Origin of the sequence: Mesorhizobium liriopis (assembly GCF_024053505.1) — a bacterium.
GTDB lineage: Bacteria > Pseudomonadota > Alphaproteobacteria > Rhizobiales > Rhizobiaceae > Mesorhizobium_B > Mesorhizobium_B liriopis.
In genome coordinates, this window is sequence record NZ_JAMXQS010000004.1 from 60,360 (window position 1) to 77,641 (window position 17,282).

General features: G+C 63.4%; 16 protein-coding genes. 14 read left to right on the top strand and 2 right to left on the bottom strand.

Annotated elements, in window-relative coordinates:
* The first annotated feature begins 17 nt into the window (after window positions 1–17).
* The 8 genes from NGM99_RS08190 (at window position 18) to NGM99_RS08225 (ending at window position 8,440) form a co-directional block, all read left to right on the top strand.
* Window positions 18–1,403: an aldehyde dehydrogenase family protein gene (locus NGM99_RS08190; protein ID WP_252817892.1), complete on the top strand. Its 1,386-nt coding sequence runs from the start codon at window positions 18–20 to the stop codon at window positions 1,401–1,403.
* Window positions 1,404–1,449: 46 nt separating this feature from the next.
* The gene (locus NGM99_RS08195; RefSeq protein WP_252817894.1) at window positions 1,450–2,622 is read left to right on the top strand and encodes an iron-containing alcohol dehydrogenase; all 1,173 of its coding nucleotides are present in this window, start codon (window positions 1,450–1,452) and stop codon (window positions 2,620–2,622) included.
* A 225-nt stretch (window positions 2,623–2,847) separates the two neighbouring features.
* Window positions 2,848–3,957, top strand: coding sequence for an ABC transporter substrate-binding protein (locus NGM99_RS08200; RefSeq protein WP_252817896.1), 1,110 nt, complete (start codon window positions 2,848–2,850; stop codon window positions 3,955–3,957).
* 63 nt (window positions 3,958–4,020) lie between these two features.
* Window positions 4,021–4,938: an ABC transporter permease gene (locus NGM99_RS08205; protein ID WP_252817897.1), complete on the top strand. Its 918-nt coding sequence runs from the start codon at window positions 4,021–4,023 to the stop codon at window positions 4,936–4,938.
* 46 nt (window positions 4,939–4,984) lie between these two features.
* Window positions 4,985–5,776, top strand: coding sequence for an ABC transporter permease (locus tag NGM99_RS08210; protein ID WP_252817899.1), 792 nt, complete (start codon window positions 4,985–4,987; stop codon window positions 5,774–5,776).
* Between the two features lie 6 nt (window positions 5,777–5,782).
* The gene (locus NGM99_RS08215; protein WP_252817900.1) at window positions 5,783–6,847 is read left to right on the top strand and encodes an ABC transporter ATP-binding protein; all 1,065 of its coding nucleotides are present in this window, start codon (window positions 5,783–5,785) and stop codon (window positions 6,845–6,847) included.
* A gap of 85 nt (window positions 6,848–6,932) precedes the next feature.
* Window positions 6,933–7,604 (top strand): hypothetical protein, encoded by a 672-nt coding sequence (locus NGM99_RS08220; RefSeq protein WP_252817902.1) that lies wholly within the window; start codon window positions 6,933–6,935, stop codon window positions 7,602–7,604.
* Window positions 7,601–8,440, top strand: coding sequence for an EamA family transporter (locus NGM99_RS08225; protein WP_252817903.1), 840 nt, complete (start codon window positions 7,601–7,603; stop codon window positions 8,438–8,440). The genes NGM99_RS08220 and NGM99_RS08225 overlap by 4 nt, the downstream gene beginning before the upstream one ends.
* 48 nt (window positions 8,441–8,488) lie before the next feature.
* Here the strand turns inward: NGM99_RS08225 and aguB are convergent, their stop codons facing one another.
* Both aguB and NGM99_RS08235 read right to left on the bottom strand, forming a co-directional pair.
* Window positions 8,489–9,379 (bottom strand): N-carbamoylputrescine amidase, encoded by an 891-nt coding sequence (gene aguB, locus NGM99_RS08230; protein ID WP_252817905.1) that lies wholly within the window; start codon window positions 9,377–9,379, stop codon window positions 8,489–8,491.
* A complete protein-coding gene (locus tag NGM99_RS08235) occupies window positions 9,376–10,407 on the bottom strand; it encodes a histone deacetylase family protein (protein WP_252817906.1) in 1,032 nt (343 codons plus the stop codon). Before NGM99_RS08235 ends, aguB begins: the two co-directional genes overlap by 4 nt.
* 189 nt (window positions 10,408–10,596) lie before the next feature.
* Here NGM99_RS08235 and NGM99_RS08240 point away from each other — a divergent pair, with 189 nt between their 5' ends.
* The 6 genes from NGM99_RS08240 (at window position 10,597) to NGM99_RS08265 (ending at window position 17,273) form a co-directional block, all read left to right on the top strand.
* Window positions 10,597–12,216 carry an amidohydrolase gene (locus NGM99_RS08240; protein ID WP_252818443.1) on the top strand — a complete coding sequence of 540 codons (1,620 nt, stop codon included), beginning with the start codon at window positions 10,597–10,599 and terminating at the stop codon, window positions 12,214–12,216.
* Window positions 12,217–12,315: 99 nt separating this feature from the next.
* Entirely contained in the window at window positions 12,316–13,410 is a 1,095-nt protein-coding gene (locus tag NGM99_RS08245) for an ABC transporter ATP-binding protein (RefSeq protein ID WP_252817908.1), read from the top strand.
* Window positions 13,410–14,330 (top strand): ABC transporter permease, encoded by a 921-nt coding sequence (locus NGM99_RS08250; RefSeq protein ID WP_252817909.1) that lies wholly within the window; start codon window positions 13,410–13,412, stop codon window positions 14,328–14,330. Before NGM99_RS08245 ends, NGM99_RS08250 begins: the two co-directional genes overlap by 1 nt.
* Entirely contained in the window at window positions 14,323–15,126 is an 804-nt protein-coding gene (locus NGM99_RS08255; protein ID WP_252817911.1) for an ABC transporter permease, read from the top strand. The genes NGM99_RS08250 and NGM99_RS08255 overlap by 8 nt, the downstream gene beginning before the upstream one ends.
* A gap of 14 nt (window positions 15,127–15,140) precedes the next feature.
* Window positions 15,141–16,175, top strand: a complete 1,035-nt coding sequence (locus tag NGM99_RS08260; RefSeq protein ID WP_252817913.1) for an extracellular solute-binding protein — start codon at window positions 15,141–15,143, stop codon at window positions 16,173–16,175.
* A 63-nt stretch (window positions 16,176–16,238) separates the two neighbouring features.
* The gene (locus NGM99_RS08265; RefSeq protein WP_252818445.1) at window positions 16,239–17,273 is read left to right on the top strand and encodes an ABC transporter substrate-binding protein; all 1,035 of its coding nucleotides are present in this window, start codon (window positions 16,239–16,241) and stop codon (window positions 17,271–17,273) included.
* The last annotated feature ends 9 nt before the right edge of the window (window positions 17,274–17,282 follow it).

Genomic DNA, 17,282 nt, shown 5'->3' on the forward strand with positions numbered 1-17,282 from the left:
AGTTCGGAGTTCCGTTCATGGAAACCATCAAGCTCATCTCCCCCATCGACGGCTCGGTCTATGCCGAGCGCCCCGTGGCCTCCGATAGCGAGATCAGCGCCGTCGTCGAGCGCGCCAAGGCGGCGCAGGCCGAATGGGCCTTGCGCCCCGTCAAGGAGCGCACGGACTATGCGCTGCGCTTTCTCGAAGCGCTGACGGCGATGGGCGAGGAGATCGTGCCTGAACTCGCCTGGCAGATGGGCCGTCCCGTTCGCTATGGCGGCGAGTTCGGCGGCGTGAAGGAGCGCACCGAATATATGGTGGGCATTGCCGAAAGCGCGCTGGCACCCGTGACGGCATCGAACCCCAAGGATGGTTTCCGCCGCTATGTGAAGAAGGTGCCGCTCGGCGTCGTGATGGTCATCGCGCCGTGGAACTATCCTTATCTCACCGCAGTCAACACCATCGTGCCGGCACTGATCGCCGGCAATGCGGTGATCCTGAAGCATGCGGCGCAGACGATCCTCGTCGGCGAGCGCTTCGCCAAGGCGTTCCAGGCCGCGGATTTCCCCAAGGGCGTTTTCCAGAACGTCGTGCTGAACCACGCGCAGACCGAGAAGCTGTTGGGCTCCGGCAAGATCGACCATGTGAACTTCACCGGCTCAGTCGCGGGCGGACGCGCGGTCGAGAGGGCCGCGGCCGGCACCTTCATGACGCTCGGCCTCGAACTCGGCGGCAAGGATCCAGCCTATGTGCTGCCCGATGCCAAGCTCGACCATGCGGTCGCCAATCTCGTGGACGGCGCCTTCTATAATTCCGGCCAGTGCTGTTGCGGCATCGAGCGCATCTACGTGCATGAAAAGGTCTATGACGAGTTCGTCGAGGGCTTCGTTGCCGAGACCAAGAACTATGTGGTCGGCAACCCGCTCGAGCAGGCGACCACCATGGGGCCGATGGCGCAGGCGCGCTTCGCCGATGCCATCCGCGAGCAGAAGGCCGAGGCCCTGCGCAAAGGGGCCGTGGCGCATGTCGGAATGCAGGTCGAGAACGACCGCGAAGGCTCGCCCTATCTGGCGCCGGAAGTGCTCACCCATGTCGATCACCAGATGAGCGTGATGCGCGAGGAAAGCTTCGGTCCCATCGTCGGCATCATGAAGGTGCGCGGCGACGAGGACGCGCTGGCGCTGATGAACGACAGTCCGTACGGCTTGACCGCCTCGGTCTGGACCTCGGATGTGGAGCATGCGGCGGCGCTCGGCGATCGCATCGAGACGGGCACGGTGTTCATGAACCGGTGCGATTATCTCGACCCCGCACTGGTCTGGACGGGCGTGAAGGACACCGGCAAGGGCGCGGCACTTTCGGCCATCGGCTTCGACAACCTCACGCGCCCCAAAAGCTTCCACCTGCGCGAAGCGATCTGATCGCTTCGCCTTATCGACCCCATCAGATCAACGTTTCGAGTTTCGCATGTCCCAGCTGGTTTCCAAGTGGAACTACCCCACCACCGTCCGCTTCGGCGCTGGCCGCATCGCGGAATTGCCCGAAGTGCTGGAAGCGGCGGGCATCAGGAAGCCGCTTTTCGTCACCGATCCGGGCCTCGCCAACTTGCCGATCGTAGCTGACGCGCTGGCTGTTCTCGACAGAGCCGGCGTGTCCTACGGCGTCTTCTCGGATGTGAAGCCGAACCCGGTTCATGCCAACCTCGTGGCGGGTGTCGAAGCCTATCGCGCGGGCGGGCATGACGGGGTGATCGCCTTCGGTGGCGGCTCCGCGCTCGATCTTGGCAAGCTCGTCGCCTTCCAGCAGGGTCAGACGCGGCCCGTCTGGGATTTCGAGGATATCGGCGACTGGTGGACCCGCGCCAATCATGACGCCATCGCACCGATCATCGCCGTGCCGACCACTGCCGGCACCGGCTCGGAAGTGGGCCGCGCGGGCGTGATCACCAACGAGGAAACCCACACCAAGAAGGTGATCTTCCACCCCAAGCTCCTGCCGGCCATCGTGATCGCCGACCCGGCCCTTTCAGCCGGCATGCCGCCCTTCATCACGGCCGGCACGGGTATGGACGCGCTGGCACATTGTCTCGAAGCGTATGCCGCGCCGGGCTACCACCCGATGGCCGATGGGATCGCCGTCGAAGGCATCCGGCTCGTGCTCGAAAATCTGCCCAAGGCTTTCACGAATGGCCAGGACCTGACGGCTCGCGCGCATATGATGTCTGCCGCCGCCATGGGTGCCGCTGCGTTCCAGAAGGGCCTTGGCGCCATTCACTCGCTGTCGCACCCGATCGGGGCGCTTTACGACACCCATCACGGCATGACCAATGCCGTGTTCATGCCTTACGTTCTGAACTTCAACCGTTCGGCCATCGAGGAGAAGATCGAGCGGCTCGCGCGCTATTGCGGCATCAATGGCGGCTTCGACGGTTTCTTTCAGGCCGTGATCGGTCTGCGACGCAATCTCAACGTGCCGCATACGCTGGGCGAATTCCTGAAGGGCGTCGAGATGGATGATGGACGCAAGGCAACCATTGCCGCCATGGCGGTGGTTGATCCCACGGCCGGCGGCAACCCGATTCCCCTGACGGAAGAAGATGTGCTCGAATTGCTGGAAGACGCCCTGATCGGCAATGTCTGATATCTCCAAAAACTTATCCGGCTTAATTATCCTCATCTGACTTCCTTCTGCCGATTGCAGGCGGCGCGGAAACGCGCTTAGTTGCGTTTCAGAGGGGCCCGTTGCCGCCGGGTCATTTTCCTCGCAGCTTTTTTGCCGGCTCAGTCCGGCATTCACAGAGCTGTCACAGGACAAGAATAGAGGCGGCGCGGGCGCCATTCGGCGTCTCATAACGGGAGAATACCAATGGGTAAGGTGGGGCAGGCTCTGGCGGTCGGAGCCGCGATGCTGATGGCGACGACGGCCATCGCATCGGCACAAAGCAATCTGGAAGAACTGGTCGCGGCCGCCAAGAAGGAAGGCCAGCTGACCACCATCGCGCTGCCGCATGACTGGTGCGGCTACGGCAAGGTGATCGAGGGCTTCAAGGCGAAGTATCCCGAGATCACGATCAACGAATTGAACCCGGATGCCGGTTCTTCGGACGAACTCGAAGCCATCAAAGCCAACAAGGACAACAAGGGCCCGCAGGCCCCCGACGTGATCGATGTCGGCCTGTCCTACGGCCCGCAGGCCAAGCAGGAAGGCCTGATCCAGCCTTACAAGGTTTCGACTTGGGACTCGATCCCGGATAACGCCAAGGACCCGGAGGGTTACTGGTATGGTGACTATTACGGCGTTCTCTCGTTCCAGGTGAACAAGGACATCGTCACGGGCGATGCGCCCAAGGACTGGGCCGACCTGCTCAAGCCGGAATTCGCCAACTCGGTGGCGCTCGCCGGTGATCCGCGCGCGTCGAACCAGGCGATCCTCGGCGTTTACGCTGCCGGCCTGTCCAAGGGCGGCGCGGCTGGCGAGGCTGCCGGCAAGGCTGGTCTCGACTTCTTCAAGGAGCTGAATGCCAACGGCAACTTCGTGCCCGTGATCGGCAAGGCCGCGACACTGGCACAGGGCCAGACGCCGATCCTGGTTACCTGGGACTATAACGCGCTCACCGGCCGCGATACGCTCAACGGCAACCCGCCGGTGGAAGTCGTGGTGCCGGCGTCCGGCGTGGTCGCAGGCGTCTATGTGCAGGCGATCAGCGCATTCGCGCCGCATCCGAATGCAGCCAAGCTCTGGATGGAGTATCTTTATTCGGACGAAGGCCAGCTCGGCTGGCTCGCCGGCTATTGCCACCCGATCCGCTACAACGACCTGGCGGCGAACAAGGTCATCCCGCAGGCCCTGATGGACAAGCTGCCCCCGGCTGCTGCCTATGAGAAGGCCGTGTTCCCCACGCTCGAAGATCAGGCTTCCTCCAAGGAAGCCATCACCAAGCAGTGGGACAGCGTGGTCGGCGCCAACGTGAAGTAACGATGTGATGGCGGGCGGTCTCCGGACCGTCCGCCTCGCATGTCTGCTCCGGCGCACACATTCATGACCAACATCGCAACGATCGAGCCCGGCGCTGTCGTCAAGCCGGCAGCGCCGCCTTCCGGCTCGCGCCCTGTGCGCCTGCCTCTGCAATGGCTCGGCGTGGCGCCGTTCTTTCTCTTCGCGCTGCTCTTTCTGATCCTGCCCACCGGTTATCTCGTGCTCGGCGCGTTCCAGAACACGGCGGGCGAGTGGACCTTCGAGAATATCGGGCTGCTGTTTCAGCCTTCCATCATCGCCGCCTACTGGATTTCGATCCGCGTGAGCCTCGCCTCCGCGCTGCTCGGTGCGCTGGTGGGCTTGGCGATCGCGATTGCCATCGTGCGCGGCGGGTTGCCGTCATGGGTGCGCTCGGCGACCATGACCTTTTCAGGCGTCGCCTCGAACTTCGCCGGCGTGCCGCTGGCTTTCGCCTTTCTGGCGACGCTGGGCCGTCTCGGCCTCGTCACCGTGCTCTTGCGCGACCTGTTCGGGTTCAACCTCTATGCGACGGGCTTCAACATCCTGTCCTTCTGGGGCCTGACCCTCACCTACCTTTATTTCCAGATTCCCTTGATGGTGGTCATCATCACGCCGGCCATCGACGGGTTGAAGCGCGAATGGGGGGAAGCGGCTGCAACGCTGGGGGCCACGCAGTGGCAGTACTGGCGCATGGTCGCCATTCCGGTGCTCTGGCCATCCTTCCTCGGCACCGTGATCCTGCTTTTCGCCAACGCGTTCGGGGCGATTGCGACCGCTTATGCTCTTACCGGCTCATCGCTCAACATCGTGCCGATCCTGCTCTACGCGCAAATCCGCGGCGACGTGCTCCACAACCCGCATCTGGGCTATGCGCTGGCCTTCGGAATGATCGTGATCACCGGCCTGGCCAATGTGTTCTACATCTGGTTCCGGTCGCGCTCCGAGAAGTGGCTGCGGTGATGGTGAAGCGGTTGTTCAACCTTTCCCGCAATCGGAGGGCCTTCGCATGAAATCCTCCCGCTTCTGGGCATGGGCCACTTTCACCGTCGGCGCGCTCTATTTCTTCGTGCCGCTCATCGCCACGCTCGAATTCTCCCTGCGCATGCGCCGGGGCGAGTATTCCTTCGACGCCTATCGCGTGGTCTTCGGCGACGACCGCTTCCAGGCGACCTTCACCTATTCGGTCGTGGTGGCGATCCTCACAATCCTGCTCGGCGTGCTCGTCGTCGTGCCCACCGCCTACTGGATTCGGCTGCGCATGCCGCACCTGCGGCCCGTGGTCGAGTTCATCACGCTGTTGCCTTTGATCATCCCGGCCATCGTGATCGTGTTCGGCTATATCCGCATGTACGGCTCGTCCTCGCCGCTGCCGTTCCTTGCGACCGCGCGCGGCACGGATGCGCTGCTGATCATCGGCTATGCGACGCTCGCGTTGCCTTATATGTATCGCGCCGTCGATACGGGCCTGCGCACCATCGACGTCCGGACGCTCACGGAAGCCGCCCAGATCCTGGGGGCAGGGTGGACGACCATCATTTCCCGCGTGATCCTGCCCAATGTGCTGATCGCCGTGCTTTCGGGCGCATTCCTGTCCTTTGCCATCGTGATCGGCGAGTTCACCATGGCGAGCCTGCTGAACCGTCCAGCCTTCGGGCCCTACCTCCAGAACATCGGCGCCAACCGCGCCTATGAGCCGGCAGCGCTCGCCGTGCTCGCCTTCGCGATCACCTGGGCCTGTATGTCGGTGATCCAGATCCTGTCGCGCTTCGCGCCCAAATCCGCCAACCAGCCGCGCTGAGTTCCCATGGCCGACACTTTTCTCTCGATCCAGAATGTCCGCAAGGATTTCGGCGCGACCACGGTCGTCAACGACTTCAACCTCGATGTCGAGCGCGGTGAGTTCGTTTCCTTTCTCGGACCCTCTGGCTGCGGCAAGACGACGATGCTGCGCATGGTGGCGGGCTTCGAGGAGCCGTCGGCGGGCCGCATCATGATCGGCGGGGTGGATGTGACCAACCTCAAGCCCAACAAGCGCGATATCGGCATGGTGTTTCAGGCCTATGCGCTGTTCCCGAACCTGACGGTCGCGCAGAACATCGCCTTCGGCTTGCGTGTGGCCGGCGTGTCGCGCGCCGAGCAGGAAGCACGGGTGAAGGAGATGCTGTCCATCATCAAGCTGCCCGACTTCGGCAGCCGCTATCCTTATCAGCTTTCGGGCGGCCAGCAGCAGCGCGTGGCGCTTGCCCGTGCGCTTGCCCCGTCGCCCAAGCTTCTGCTTCTCGACGAGCCGCTATCCGCGCTCGACGCCAAGGTCCGCATTTCGCTGCGCGATGAAATCCGTGCCATCCAGAAGCGGCTCGGCATCACGACCATTTTCGTGACGCACGATCAGGAAGAAGCGCTGTCCATGTCCGACCGCATTGTCGTGATGTATGGCGGCAAGGCGGAACAGACCGGCACGCCGTTCGAGATCTACAACCGTCCCGCGACGCGCTTCGTGGCGAGCTTCGTCGGCACGCTGAACCTGCTCGAAGGCCGTGTCGCGAGCAGCGATCGCGGTGCGGTCGAGGTGGACGGGCAAACGATCGAACTCGGCCGTCCCATCGAGGCCGAAGCCGGGAAGCCCATCACGCTGGCTTTGCGCCCGGAAGCCGTGTCGCTCGGCGAAACGAACGGTCGTGAGCAGGGGCTGTCCGGCACGATCGGCGACGTGCATTTCTTGGGCTCGGTCATCCGCGTGAAGGTGGGGGTGGGCCGCAATGCGGTCATGCTCGACACGTTCAACGACCCCGCCTCGCCGCCGCCCGTCGCCGGCACGCCGGCACGCATCGGCTTCTCGCCGCGCGACGTGCTGGTGCTGGCTGACTGATCCGCTCGGCTGGATCAATCACTCCGATCCTGCTGTTCGAACTTCCTGTTTCTCGTTTGCCGGCTGATGGTGTAGCGCGGCTTTCATGACCGTGCCCGACAGCCTGTTTCGCTTCTGGGCGGAAGCGCCTGCGGGCAGCTTCCGGCATCCGCGCGACCGCTTCGTGCTGGAGCGCGTGCCGCACCGGTTTCCGCATTCCGCTCCGCCCAATCCTTTCTTCGGACCGCTGCGAACCGCACCCGTCGTGCTCCTTTACCTCTCGCCCGGTCTGGACGATTTCGACGAGGCGCGAGGGAAGGACCCGGCTTACGAAACGTTCTTCAAGCACCAATGGAGTGGTGAAGCGCCTTTGCCGAGCGGGGATGAGTACAAGCCCTGGTTCCGATGGTGGTCCCGCCGTGTGGCACAGTTCGGCGTCGATCCTGCGGATGCCCCTGAGCGTGTCGCCTTCCTCAACATCTCGGCCTATCGCTCGAAGAGCTTTCACGATTGGCCGATGCTTGCCGCCCTGCCGTCGAGCCGCGCTTCGCTCGACTGGGCGCAGGACGTGCTTTTCCCTCAAGCCTATGAGGGGGCCCGCATCGTCGTCTGCATGCGCTCGGCGAAATATTGGGGCCTGAGCCCGCGCGCCGATGGTCTGCCATGGGGAGAGGGACTTTACGCGCTGCCATTCACGCAGAGCGGCTTTCTCCATCACGGCGATGCGCGCGAGCGCGTGGGCGCCGCCATTCGGGCCAAACTCGGGATTGCCGCGTGAGCCTCTCCGTTTTTCTTGCCGTGCTGGGTGCCGCGGCCATGCACGCCACCTGGAACGCCCTCATCAAGGTGCGGCTCGACCGCTTTCTCGCCATCTCCTTCATGACGCTCGGCATGGGTGCGGGCTCGGTGCTGCTCACGCCGTTCGTGGCGATCCCCGAACGGCATGTCTGGCCGTTCATTCTCGTCTCGATCATCATGCAGAACGGCTACCGGCTCTTCCTGTCGAAAGCCTACGAGGCGGGCGATCTCGCGCAGACCTATGCGCTCGCGCGCGGCACCGCTCCGCTGCTCGTCGCCTTGATCGGCGTCCTAGCGCTCGGCGAGGTGCCGAGCCCGCTGGCGGCGGCCGGCATCCTGCTCCTCTGCCTCGGCACATTCGCAATGTCCCTGCGCGGCGGCGTGGGCCAGGTCGAGCGCCGTGCGGTCCTCTTCGCGCTCGCCACCAGTTTCTTTATCGCAGGCTACACTCTGGCCGACGGCGCCGGCGCGCGGCAAACCGGCGATATGCTGGGCTATCTGGTCTGGATGTTCATGCTCGACGGCATCTGGACCGGCTGTCTCTGCCTTTACCTCAAGGGCCGCGCCGTGTTCCGCATTCCTCTCCGCGAATGGTCGATCACGGCATTTGCCGGGATCCTCGGCGCGGTTTCCTACGGCGTCGCCGTCTGGGCCATGCGCCACGCACCGGTTGCGTCCGTTGCGGCCCTGCGCGAAACGTCGATCCTGTTCGCGATGGGCATCTCGGTCGTTTGGCTCAAGGAGCGCATGACGGCATGGCGCATCGCCGCCGCGCTGCTGATCGTCGGCGGGATGGCGGCGCTGCGGTTGGGGTAGGGGCGAATTCTCAAGCCCTGGCGCTACCCATCCATCATTCAGCCGAGGCTAAACGCCTTCGGCCAGCCCCACAGTCCCGTCACTCGTCGCCAGCGCCTTGTAGAGCTCCGGACGCCGATCCCGGAACAATCCCCAGGCCGCGCGTTGCGCGCGCAGGGCTGCGCGATCGAAGCTCGCCACCAGCACCGTTTCCTCGTCTCGCCCCGCACCCGCCAGCAACTCTCCCTGCGCGCCGGCGATGAAGGACGAGCCGTAATAGGTCTGGCTCTTGCCTCCCACCACTTCCGTGCCGATGCGATTGGCGGCCGCGACCGGCATCAGGTTGGCGCCCGCATGGCCCCGCATGGTGATGCGCCAGTGCTCCATCGAGTCGAACTCGGGACGGCCGGGCTCCGAGCCGATGGCGGTCGGATAAAGCAGGAATTCCGCGCCCTGCAGTGCCAGGGCGCGGGCGGTTTCGGGGAACCACTGGTCCCAGCAGATGCCGATGCCGACCGTGCCGAAGCGGGTCGGCCAGACACGGAAGCCGGTATCGCCAGGGTTGAAGTAGAACTTCTCCTCGTAACCCGGCCCATCGGGAATATGCGTCTTGCGATAAAGACCGAGAACCTCGCCGCGATCGTCCACCATCGCGACCGAATTGTAATAGGCCTGATTGCGCCGCTCGAAGAACGAGATTGGGATCACCACGCCCAATTCGCTGGCGAGCGTTGCCATGGCTTCCACCGTGGGATGTCCCGCGAGCGGACGCGCCCGCGCGAAGTGCTCCGCCTTTTCCTCCTGGCAGAAGTAATGGCCTTCGAAGAGTTCCTGCACGAGCACGATGTTCGCACCCTGTGCCGCGGCTTCCCGCACGAGACGCGACGCATTGGCGATGTTCTCGTCCACAACGTCCGAGCAGGCGAACTGCACGACGCCGAGCGTGGTGATCTCGCTCATGCTCCCTCGAAACCGGTCAACACGCCGACCGCATTGATGCCGATCTCTTCCACCGCATAGCCGCCCTCCATCACGAACAGCGTCGGTAGCTGCAGTGCCTCGATGCGGCGGCCGATCCTGGGATAGTCGTCGCTTACGAGCTTGAACTGGCTGATCGGATCGCGCTCGAATGTGTCGACGCCGAGCGATACGACCACCACGTCCGGCGCATATTGCTTGAGCTTGGCGCAGGCATCGGCGTGGGCCTCGTCCCAGCGCGCGAAATCGGTGCCCCAGCGCATCGGGTAGTTGGTGTTGAAACCTTCGCCTTGGCCGGTGCCGCGCTCGTCGGCATGGCCGAGATAGAAAGGGTATTCCTGCAGCGGGTCGGCATGGAGGTTGAAGACGGCCACATCCGCGCGCTCGTAGAAGATCTCCTGCGTGCCGTTCCCGTGGTGGTAATCGACATCGAGAATGGCGACGCGCGCTGCCCCCTGGTCGAGAAACCACTGAGCTGCCACGGCCGCATTGTTGATGTAGCAGTAACCGCCTGCAAAGCCCGAGCCCGCATGGTGGCCGGGTGGGCGGCAAAGCGCAAACGCGGCTCGCTCGCCATTCTTCACGAGTTGAGCGGCCGAAAGCGCCACATCGTGGGACGATTTGATCGCGTCCCATGAACCTTCCACGAAGGACGCGCCGGCATCGAAGGAGTAGAAGCCGAGCAGCCCATCAATGGTTTCGGGGGGAACGTCGCCGCGCAGTCCCCGCGTGGGCCATGTGAAGGGCAGGGCCGAGCCCGAGCGGCCTTCGGCCGTCCAGCGCTGCCAGACGGTGGGCAGGAAATCGAGATAATCGCGCCGGTGAACCTTGGCGGCTGTTTCGAGATCCCACTCTTCGGGCGCAGTGATCTCCCCCAGGCCCACCGCCTCGACGCGACGCCGGATGATCTCGGCGCGTTCGGGCAGCTCGAAACCCGGCACGATGGCGCCCGAGTTCAGCTCGACCTGGTTGCGGTGTCCCTTGTGGCGTGGCGAATAAACCGTCTTCATGCGATCTTCCTGTTGCACGAGATGGCGAAGCTACCCGCGGTGGCGCAATCGCTGCAAGCTGGCTGGCTCCTTGGACCAAGCGAATGCTCGCGTGAATGTGCAGCCCGACTCTCACAGGAGCTCGAATTGCCCGACGCGCCACTGACCCGCAACGCCGAACTGATCGTCCACAACGCCCGCGTACTGACGATGGACGGGGAAAATCCAAGGGCCGAGGCGGTCGCGATTCGGGATGGACAGATCGCGCTGGTCGGCGGCGATGCCGATGTGCTCGCCCATCGCGGGCCGGAAACGCGGGTGATCGACGCGCATGGCGCGACCGTGCTGCCCGGCTTCATCGAAGCGCACATGCACCTGTTCAGCGGGGCGGCCGAGCTCGATCAATTGCAGCTGATGGGCGTCCATGGCTTCGAGGTGCTGCAGAAGGCCGTGCGCGACTATGCGGCCACCAAGCCCGACGCCAAGCTTCTGCAGGCGCAGGGGGCGGATTACACGATCCTTTCGGCCGATGAACGCGTCACGCGCCACCATCTCGACCGCATCATCCCCGATCGCCCCTTCGCCATGAGCGCGCCGGATCATCATACGATGTGGGCCAACACGGCGGCACTTGAAGCGTCGGGGCTGCTGCATGGGCGCGAGGTCGGGCCCGGCAACGAAGTCGTCATGGGAGCTGACGGTCTGGCCGAGGGCGAGTTGCGCGAGGGTGAGGCCTTCGGCCCGATCCTTGAATTCGCGGGCGAGACGCGGGCGCGGCTGGGTCTGTCCACCGGTGGCGAACCCGATCCCGCACCGAGCGAAACCGAGCGCGCCCATGACCGTGAGACCTTGAAGCGTGGCCTCGAATGGTGCGCGCAGCACGGCATCACATCGCTTCAGAACATGGATGGCAACCTCTACACGCTGGAACTCCTCCGCGAGATCGAAGAGGCGGGCGATCTCACGGTTCGTGTGCAGGTGCCGTTCCATTTCAAGAACTTCATGCAGCTCGACGCGCTCGAAAAAGCCTCGCGCATGAAGGACCGCTATGCGGGCGAGTGGTTGAAATCGGGCATCGTCAAGGTGTTCTACGATGGCGTGCTCGACTCATGGACGGCCGTGATGACCGAACCTTACGCCGACCGTCCGGACTGGGTTGGAGAGCCACTGTTTTCGCCCGAAAAGTTCAAGGCGCTGGCGGTGGAGATCGACCGGCGCGGGCTTCAGATCGCGGTCCATGCCATCGGCGACGGTGCGGTTCACGCTGTGCTCGACGGTTACGAGGCGGCGCGGGAGAAGAACGGCGCGCGCGACAGCCGTCACCGCATCGAGCATATCGAAGTTGTGCTCAAGGACGACGTGCCGCGCTTCAGGGAACTCGGCGTGATCGCCTCCATGCAGCCGCCGCATCCGCCGGGCAGCATGGGCTTGCCGCTCGAACCGACCGTATCGCGCATCGGCCGCGAGCGCTGGCCGCTGGCCTATGCCTGGCGCACGCTGCTCGATGCCGGCGCCAAGCTCTGCTTCGCCTCCGACTGGCCGGTTTCGCCGATCGACCCACTGTCCGGTGTGCAGGCGGCCGTCACGCGCCGGAAGTGGCAGGAGAGCGATCCGGACCAGTCGGTCTCGCTCGCCGAAGCCCTTGAATTCTATACGGCGGGCGGGGCCTATGCGGAATTCGCCGAGCATCGGATGGGAAAGATCAGGCGCGGATTCCTCGCCGATCTCGTGATCCTCGACGGCGACCTTGAGTCGGCGGAGCCGGAGGCCATCGCTTCGGTGCGCCCGCGCCTGACGATCTGCGGCGGGCGTATCACTTTCGGCGGATGACGCTGCCACGCAACCGAATGCCCGTTGCCAAGTGCTGCGGGCTGTGATGACAATCAGCGTAGCCGCCAGAAAGAGCGGGACGTCTTCAGCGGGGTAATCGTGCCGGAAAAACCGGATCGGAATGCCATCGAAGTTCGTGGCGTGAGCAAGCGCTTCGGCATCGGTGAAAATGCTTTCAAGGCGCTCGACAATGTCTCGGTGACGATCCGGGAGAACGAGTTCTTCACCCTTCTCGGACCCTCGGGCTGCGGCAAGACCACGCTTCTGCGGTTGATCGCGGGCTTCGACTTCCCCACCGAAGGGCAGATCATGCTCCACGGTCAGGACATTGCGCCGCTGCCGCCTTTCAAGCGGCCGGTCAACACCGTGTTCCAGTCCTACGCGCTTTTCCCGCACATGACGGTCGGCCAGAATATCGGCTTCGGGCTCGAAATGCTGGGCAAGCCGAAGGCCGAAGTGAAAGCGCGCGTCGACCAGATGCTCAGGCTCGTCCGCATGGAGGCGCTCAAGGACCGGCGCACGAGCCAGATCTCGGGCGGTCAGCAACAGCGCGTGGCGCTCGCCCGTGCACTGGCGCCTTCGCCCAAGGTGCTTCTACTCGATGAGCCACTGTCCGCGCTCGATTACAAGCTGCGCAAGGAGATGCAGAGCGAACTCAAGCGGCTGCAGACCGAGACGGGCATCACCTTCATCTTCGTGACCCACGACCAGGAAGAAGCTCTGACCATGAGCGACCGCATCGCGGTCATGTCGGCGGGCAAGATCCTGCAGGTCGGTGCGCCGTGGGAGATCTACGACCGCCCGGCAGACCGCTTCGTGGCGGATTTCATCGGCGAAACCAACTTTCTGCCCGGCACGTTGGGCGCCATCGAGAACGGTCGCACCACGGTCACACTGTCGTCTGGTGCCATGCTCCCCGCCACGCTCGCCGAAGGTTATGTGCCGAACGGCCCGGCAACCATCGTGGTGCGTCCCGAACATGCGCGCGCCATTCGCGAAGGCGGGGATCTGCGGGGGCAGGTCGAGAACATCGTTTATTTCGGAACGGACACGCACATTCATGTGCGACTGGACGACAGGAACCTCTTCACCGTACGCCAGCAGAACAGCCGCAGCCGCGATTGTGGTTTCGTGGTCGGCGATGCGGTCGGTGTCGCCATCGCGCCGGACGGTGCGCAGGTGTTGAAAGACTGATGTCCGCCGCGTCTGAAGCCGAAACCCGGTTCGAGCGCGAGGACACGCGGCGCCGCTGGCTGCTTTCCACGCCGGCACTTCTGATCATCCTTGTCGCTGCGGTCGGCCCGCTCCTGGTCGTGCTGCTCTACTCCTTCCTGGCGCCCGGCTCCTATGGCGACGTGCGCTGGCAGTTTTCATCGGATGCGTGGTTCAACGTCTTTCTCGAACGCGACATCTTCGACGATACGCTCGCCCCCGCCTGGGCGCATTTGTCGATCTTCTGGCGCTCGATGAAGCTCGCCTTCATCACCACGCTCCTGACGCTCGTCTTCGGCTTTCCCACCGCCTACTTCATCGCGACGCGAGACGAGCGAACGCGCGAGATCTGGCTGTTTCTGATCACCATTCCGTTCTGGACCAATCTGCTCATCCGCACCTTTGCCCTTCAGGAGGTGATCCGGCAGGAAGGGCTCTTGAACACGCTGCTCCTCAAGCTCGGGCTGATCTCCCAGCCGATCCCGATGCTCTTCACCGATTTCGCGATCGGGCTCGGCATGACCTATGTCTACCTGCCGCTGATGGTGCTGCCACTCTATGCTTCCATGGAGCGCATCGATTTTCGTATCGTGGAAGCCGGCTACGACCTTTATGCGTCCCGCTTCGGTGTGCTGCGGCGGATCATCGTTCCGCTGGTGAAGCCCGGCATCATCGCGGGCTCGATCCTCGTTTTCATCCCGTCGCTCGGCGCCTATGTCACGCCGCGCGTGCTGGGTGGCGGCAAGTCCATGATGCTCGGCAATCTGATCGAATTGCAGTTCGGGCAGGGACGAAACTGGCCCTTGGGCGCAGCGCTTTCCATCGCGCTGATGGCCATCGTCATGATCGCGCTGCTCTTCTACGTGCGCAATGCCAGCCGGGGAGGGCCGACACATGGCTAGGAGCTTCAGCGTTCGCGCCCAGCCCGGCTTCACCACGGTTGCGCTGATCTGCTTCTTTCTGCTCTACCTGCCGATCGCGACACTGGTGGTCTATGCCTTCAACGCGGGCACTTCCATTGCCATCTGGGAAGGCTTTTCGCTGCGCTGGTTCCATCAGGCCTGGAACAACAGTCAGGTGATCGATGCTTCCATCCGCTCGGTGCAGATCGCGACCGCAGCAGCCATCCTCGCCACCATCTGCGCGACCATGGCAGCACTCGCCACAACCCGCACACGCGCCTATCGCGGCTTGACCGCGAAATATGCCTTCATCAACGCGCCTTTGATGGTGCCCGAAATCGTGACGGCTGTCGCACTTCTGATCGTGTTCTCGCGCGTGAAGATCGCGACAGGCTATTCGGGCCTCGGCTACCTCATCCTGGCGCACACGGCCTTCTGCATTCCGTTCGCCTATCTGCCGATCCGCGCCCGGCTGGAGGCCATGGATCTAAGCTTGGAAACTGCTGCCGCCGACCTCTACGCCACGCGCTGGCAGGCTTTCAGGCGGGTGACGCTGCCGCTGCTCTGGCCCGGTATCCTCGCCGGGCTCATGCTCGCTTTCGTCATCAGCCTCGACGACGTGGTCATCACCGAATTCGTGAAATCCGGCGGGCAGGATACCTTGCCGACCTACATGCTCGGCCAGCTTCGCCGCGTCGTCACACCAGAGATGAACGCGATCTCCACCGTGTTTCTGGCGATCTCCATCCTGATCGTCACGGTGTTCTTCTTCATCAGCCGCAAACGAGACGTCTAAGGGGTTCAATCATCATGCAGTGGAAACAAACAGTTCTGGGCTTGGGCCTCGCCCTTGCTGGCTCCACCGGGCTCGCGCATGCCGAGGGTGAGCTCAACATCTACAACTGGGGCAATTACACCAGCGCCGAACTCATCAAGAAGTTCGAGGACACCTACAAGGTCAAGGTGACCATCACGGATTACGACTCGAACGACACCGCACTTGCCAAGGTGCGCCAGGGCGGCCACGGCTTCGACATCGTGGTGCCCTCCGGCGCAAGCCTGCCGGCCTGGATCAATGACGGCCTGCTGCTCGAAACGCGGCCGGATCAGATGGAGAACTTCAAGAACATGGACCCGCAATGGGTCGATGTGCCCTTCGATCCGGGCCGCCACTACACCGTGCCCTGGCAGTGGGGCACCACCGGCATGACCGTGAACAGCAGCGTCTACAAGGGCGATCCGAACACCTCGGCGATCTTCCTCGATCCGCCGGCCGAGCTCGTCGGCAAGATCAACGTCCTGCCCGAACTCACCGACATCATGCCGCTCGCCATCATGTATTTCGGCGGCGAGCAGTGCACGAGCGACAAGGAACTGCTGCGCAAGGTTCGCGACAAGCTGGTCGAGGCCAAGCCGAAATGGGCCTCGATCGACTACGGCAATGTCGAGAAATACGCCAAGGGCGACGCCGCCGCGGGCACCAACTACAACGGCGCATCCTTCCGCGCGCGTCTTCTCAACAAGGACATCGTCTACGGCTATCCAAAGGAAGGCTATCCGGTCTGGATGGACAATGTGGCTGTCCTGAAGGACGCCAAGAACGTCGAAAACGCCAAGCTCTTCCAGAACTTCATCATGGACCCGCAGAACGCCGCCATGATCTCGGCCTTCGCGCGCTATGCCAACGGCATCAAGGGCTCCGAGCAGTATCTGCCCGAGGACATGAAGACCGCGCCCGAGATCAACGTGCCGGCCGAGTTCAAGGCTGCCGGCAAGTTCAATGTGACCTGTCCGGCGGAGGCGCAGGCGCTCTATACGAGGATATGGACCGAGATCCAGAAGTAAGCCGACAAGGGCCGCGCGGGAAACCGGGCGGCCCTTTTCACATCAAAAGAAGAGGGGAACATGATGAACTGGAAAGGCAAGCTGGCCGCGCTCGGGCTGGCACTCGCCGCCTCGACCGGCATGGCTCATGCGGAAGGCGTGCTCAACATCTTCAACTGGGGCAACTATACGAGCCCCGAGATGATCAAGAAGTTCGAGGACACCTATAAGGTCAAAGTCTCGATCACCGACTACGATTCCAACGACACCGCGCTCGCCAAGATTCGTCAGGGCGGCCATGGGTTCGACATCGCCATGCCGTCGCAGAACTACATCCCGATCTGGATCGAGGAGGGATTGGTTCAGGAGATCGACGCCGCGCAGATGGAGAACGGCAAGAATATCGCCGAGGAATGGAAGAACCCGCCCTTCGACCCGGGTCGCAAATATTCCGTGCCATGGGCGCTGGGCACGGTCGGCGTGGTCGTCAACACGGACGCTTACAAGGGGCCTGCCGACAGCTGGGCGGCAGTGTTCGATCCGCCGGAGGAACTCAAGGGCAAGATCAATATCGTGCCCGAGATGAACGACGTGATCTATGCCGCGACCAAATATCATGGCGGCAAGATCTGCGAGAGCGACAAGGACGTTCTGCGCAAGGTGCGCGACACGCTGCTGAAGGCAAAGCCCTACTGGGTCGCCATGGAATACAGCACGATCGAGAAGATGGTCGCCGGCGACTTCAAGGCAACGAGCGACTGGAACGGCTCCGCCCTCCGGCAGCGGCTGCGAAATCCCGCCATCCATTACTTCTACCCCAAGGAGGGCGTGCTGGTCTGGAGCGACAACATCGTGCTCCTCAAGGACGCGAAGAATGTCGAGAACGCCAAGCTCTTCATGAACTTCATGATGGACCCAGAGAATGCCGCGATGAACTCGGCCTTTCATCGCTATGCGAACGGCATCGCCGGCTCGGAGGCCTTCATGCCGGCCGACATGAAGGATGCGCCGGAAATCAACGTGCCGGCGGATGTCATGGCGAAGTCGGACTTTTCCGTTGCGTGCCCGCAGGAGGTGCAGGAACTCTACACCCGCATCTGGACCGAAGTGCAGAAATAGCGGGTTCGC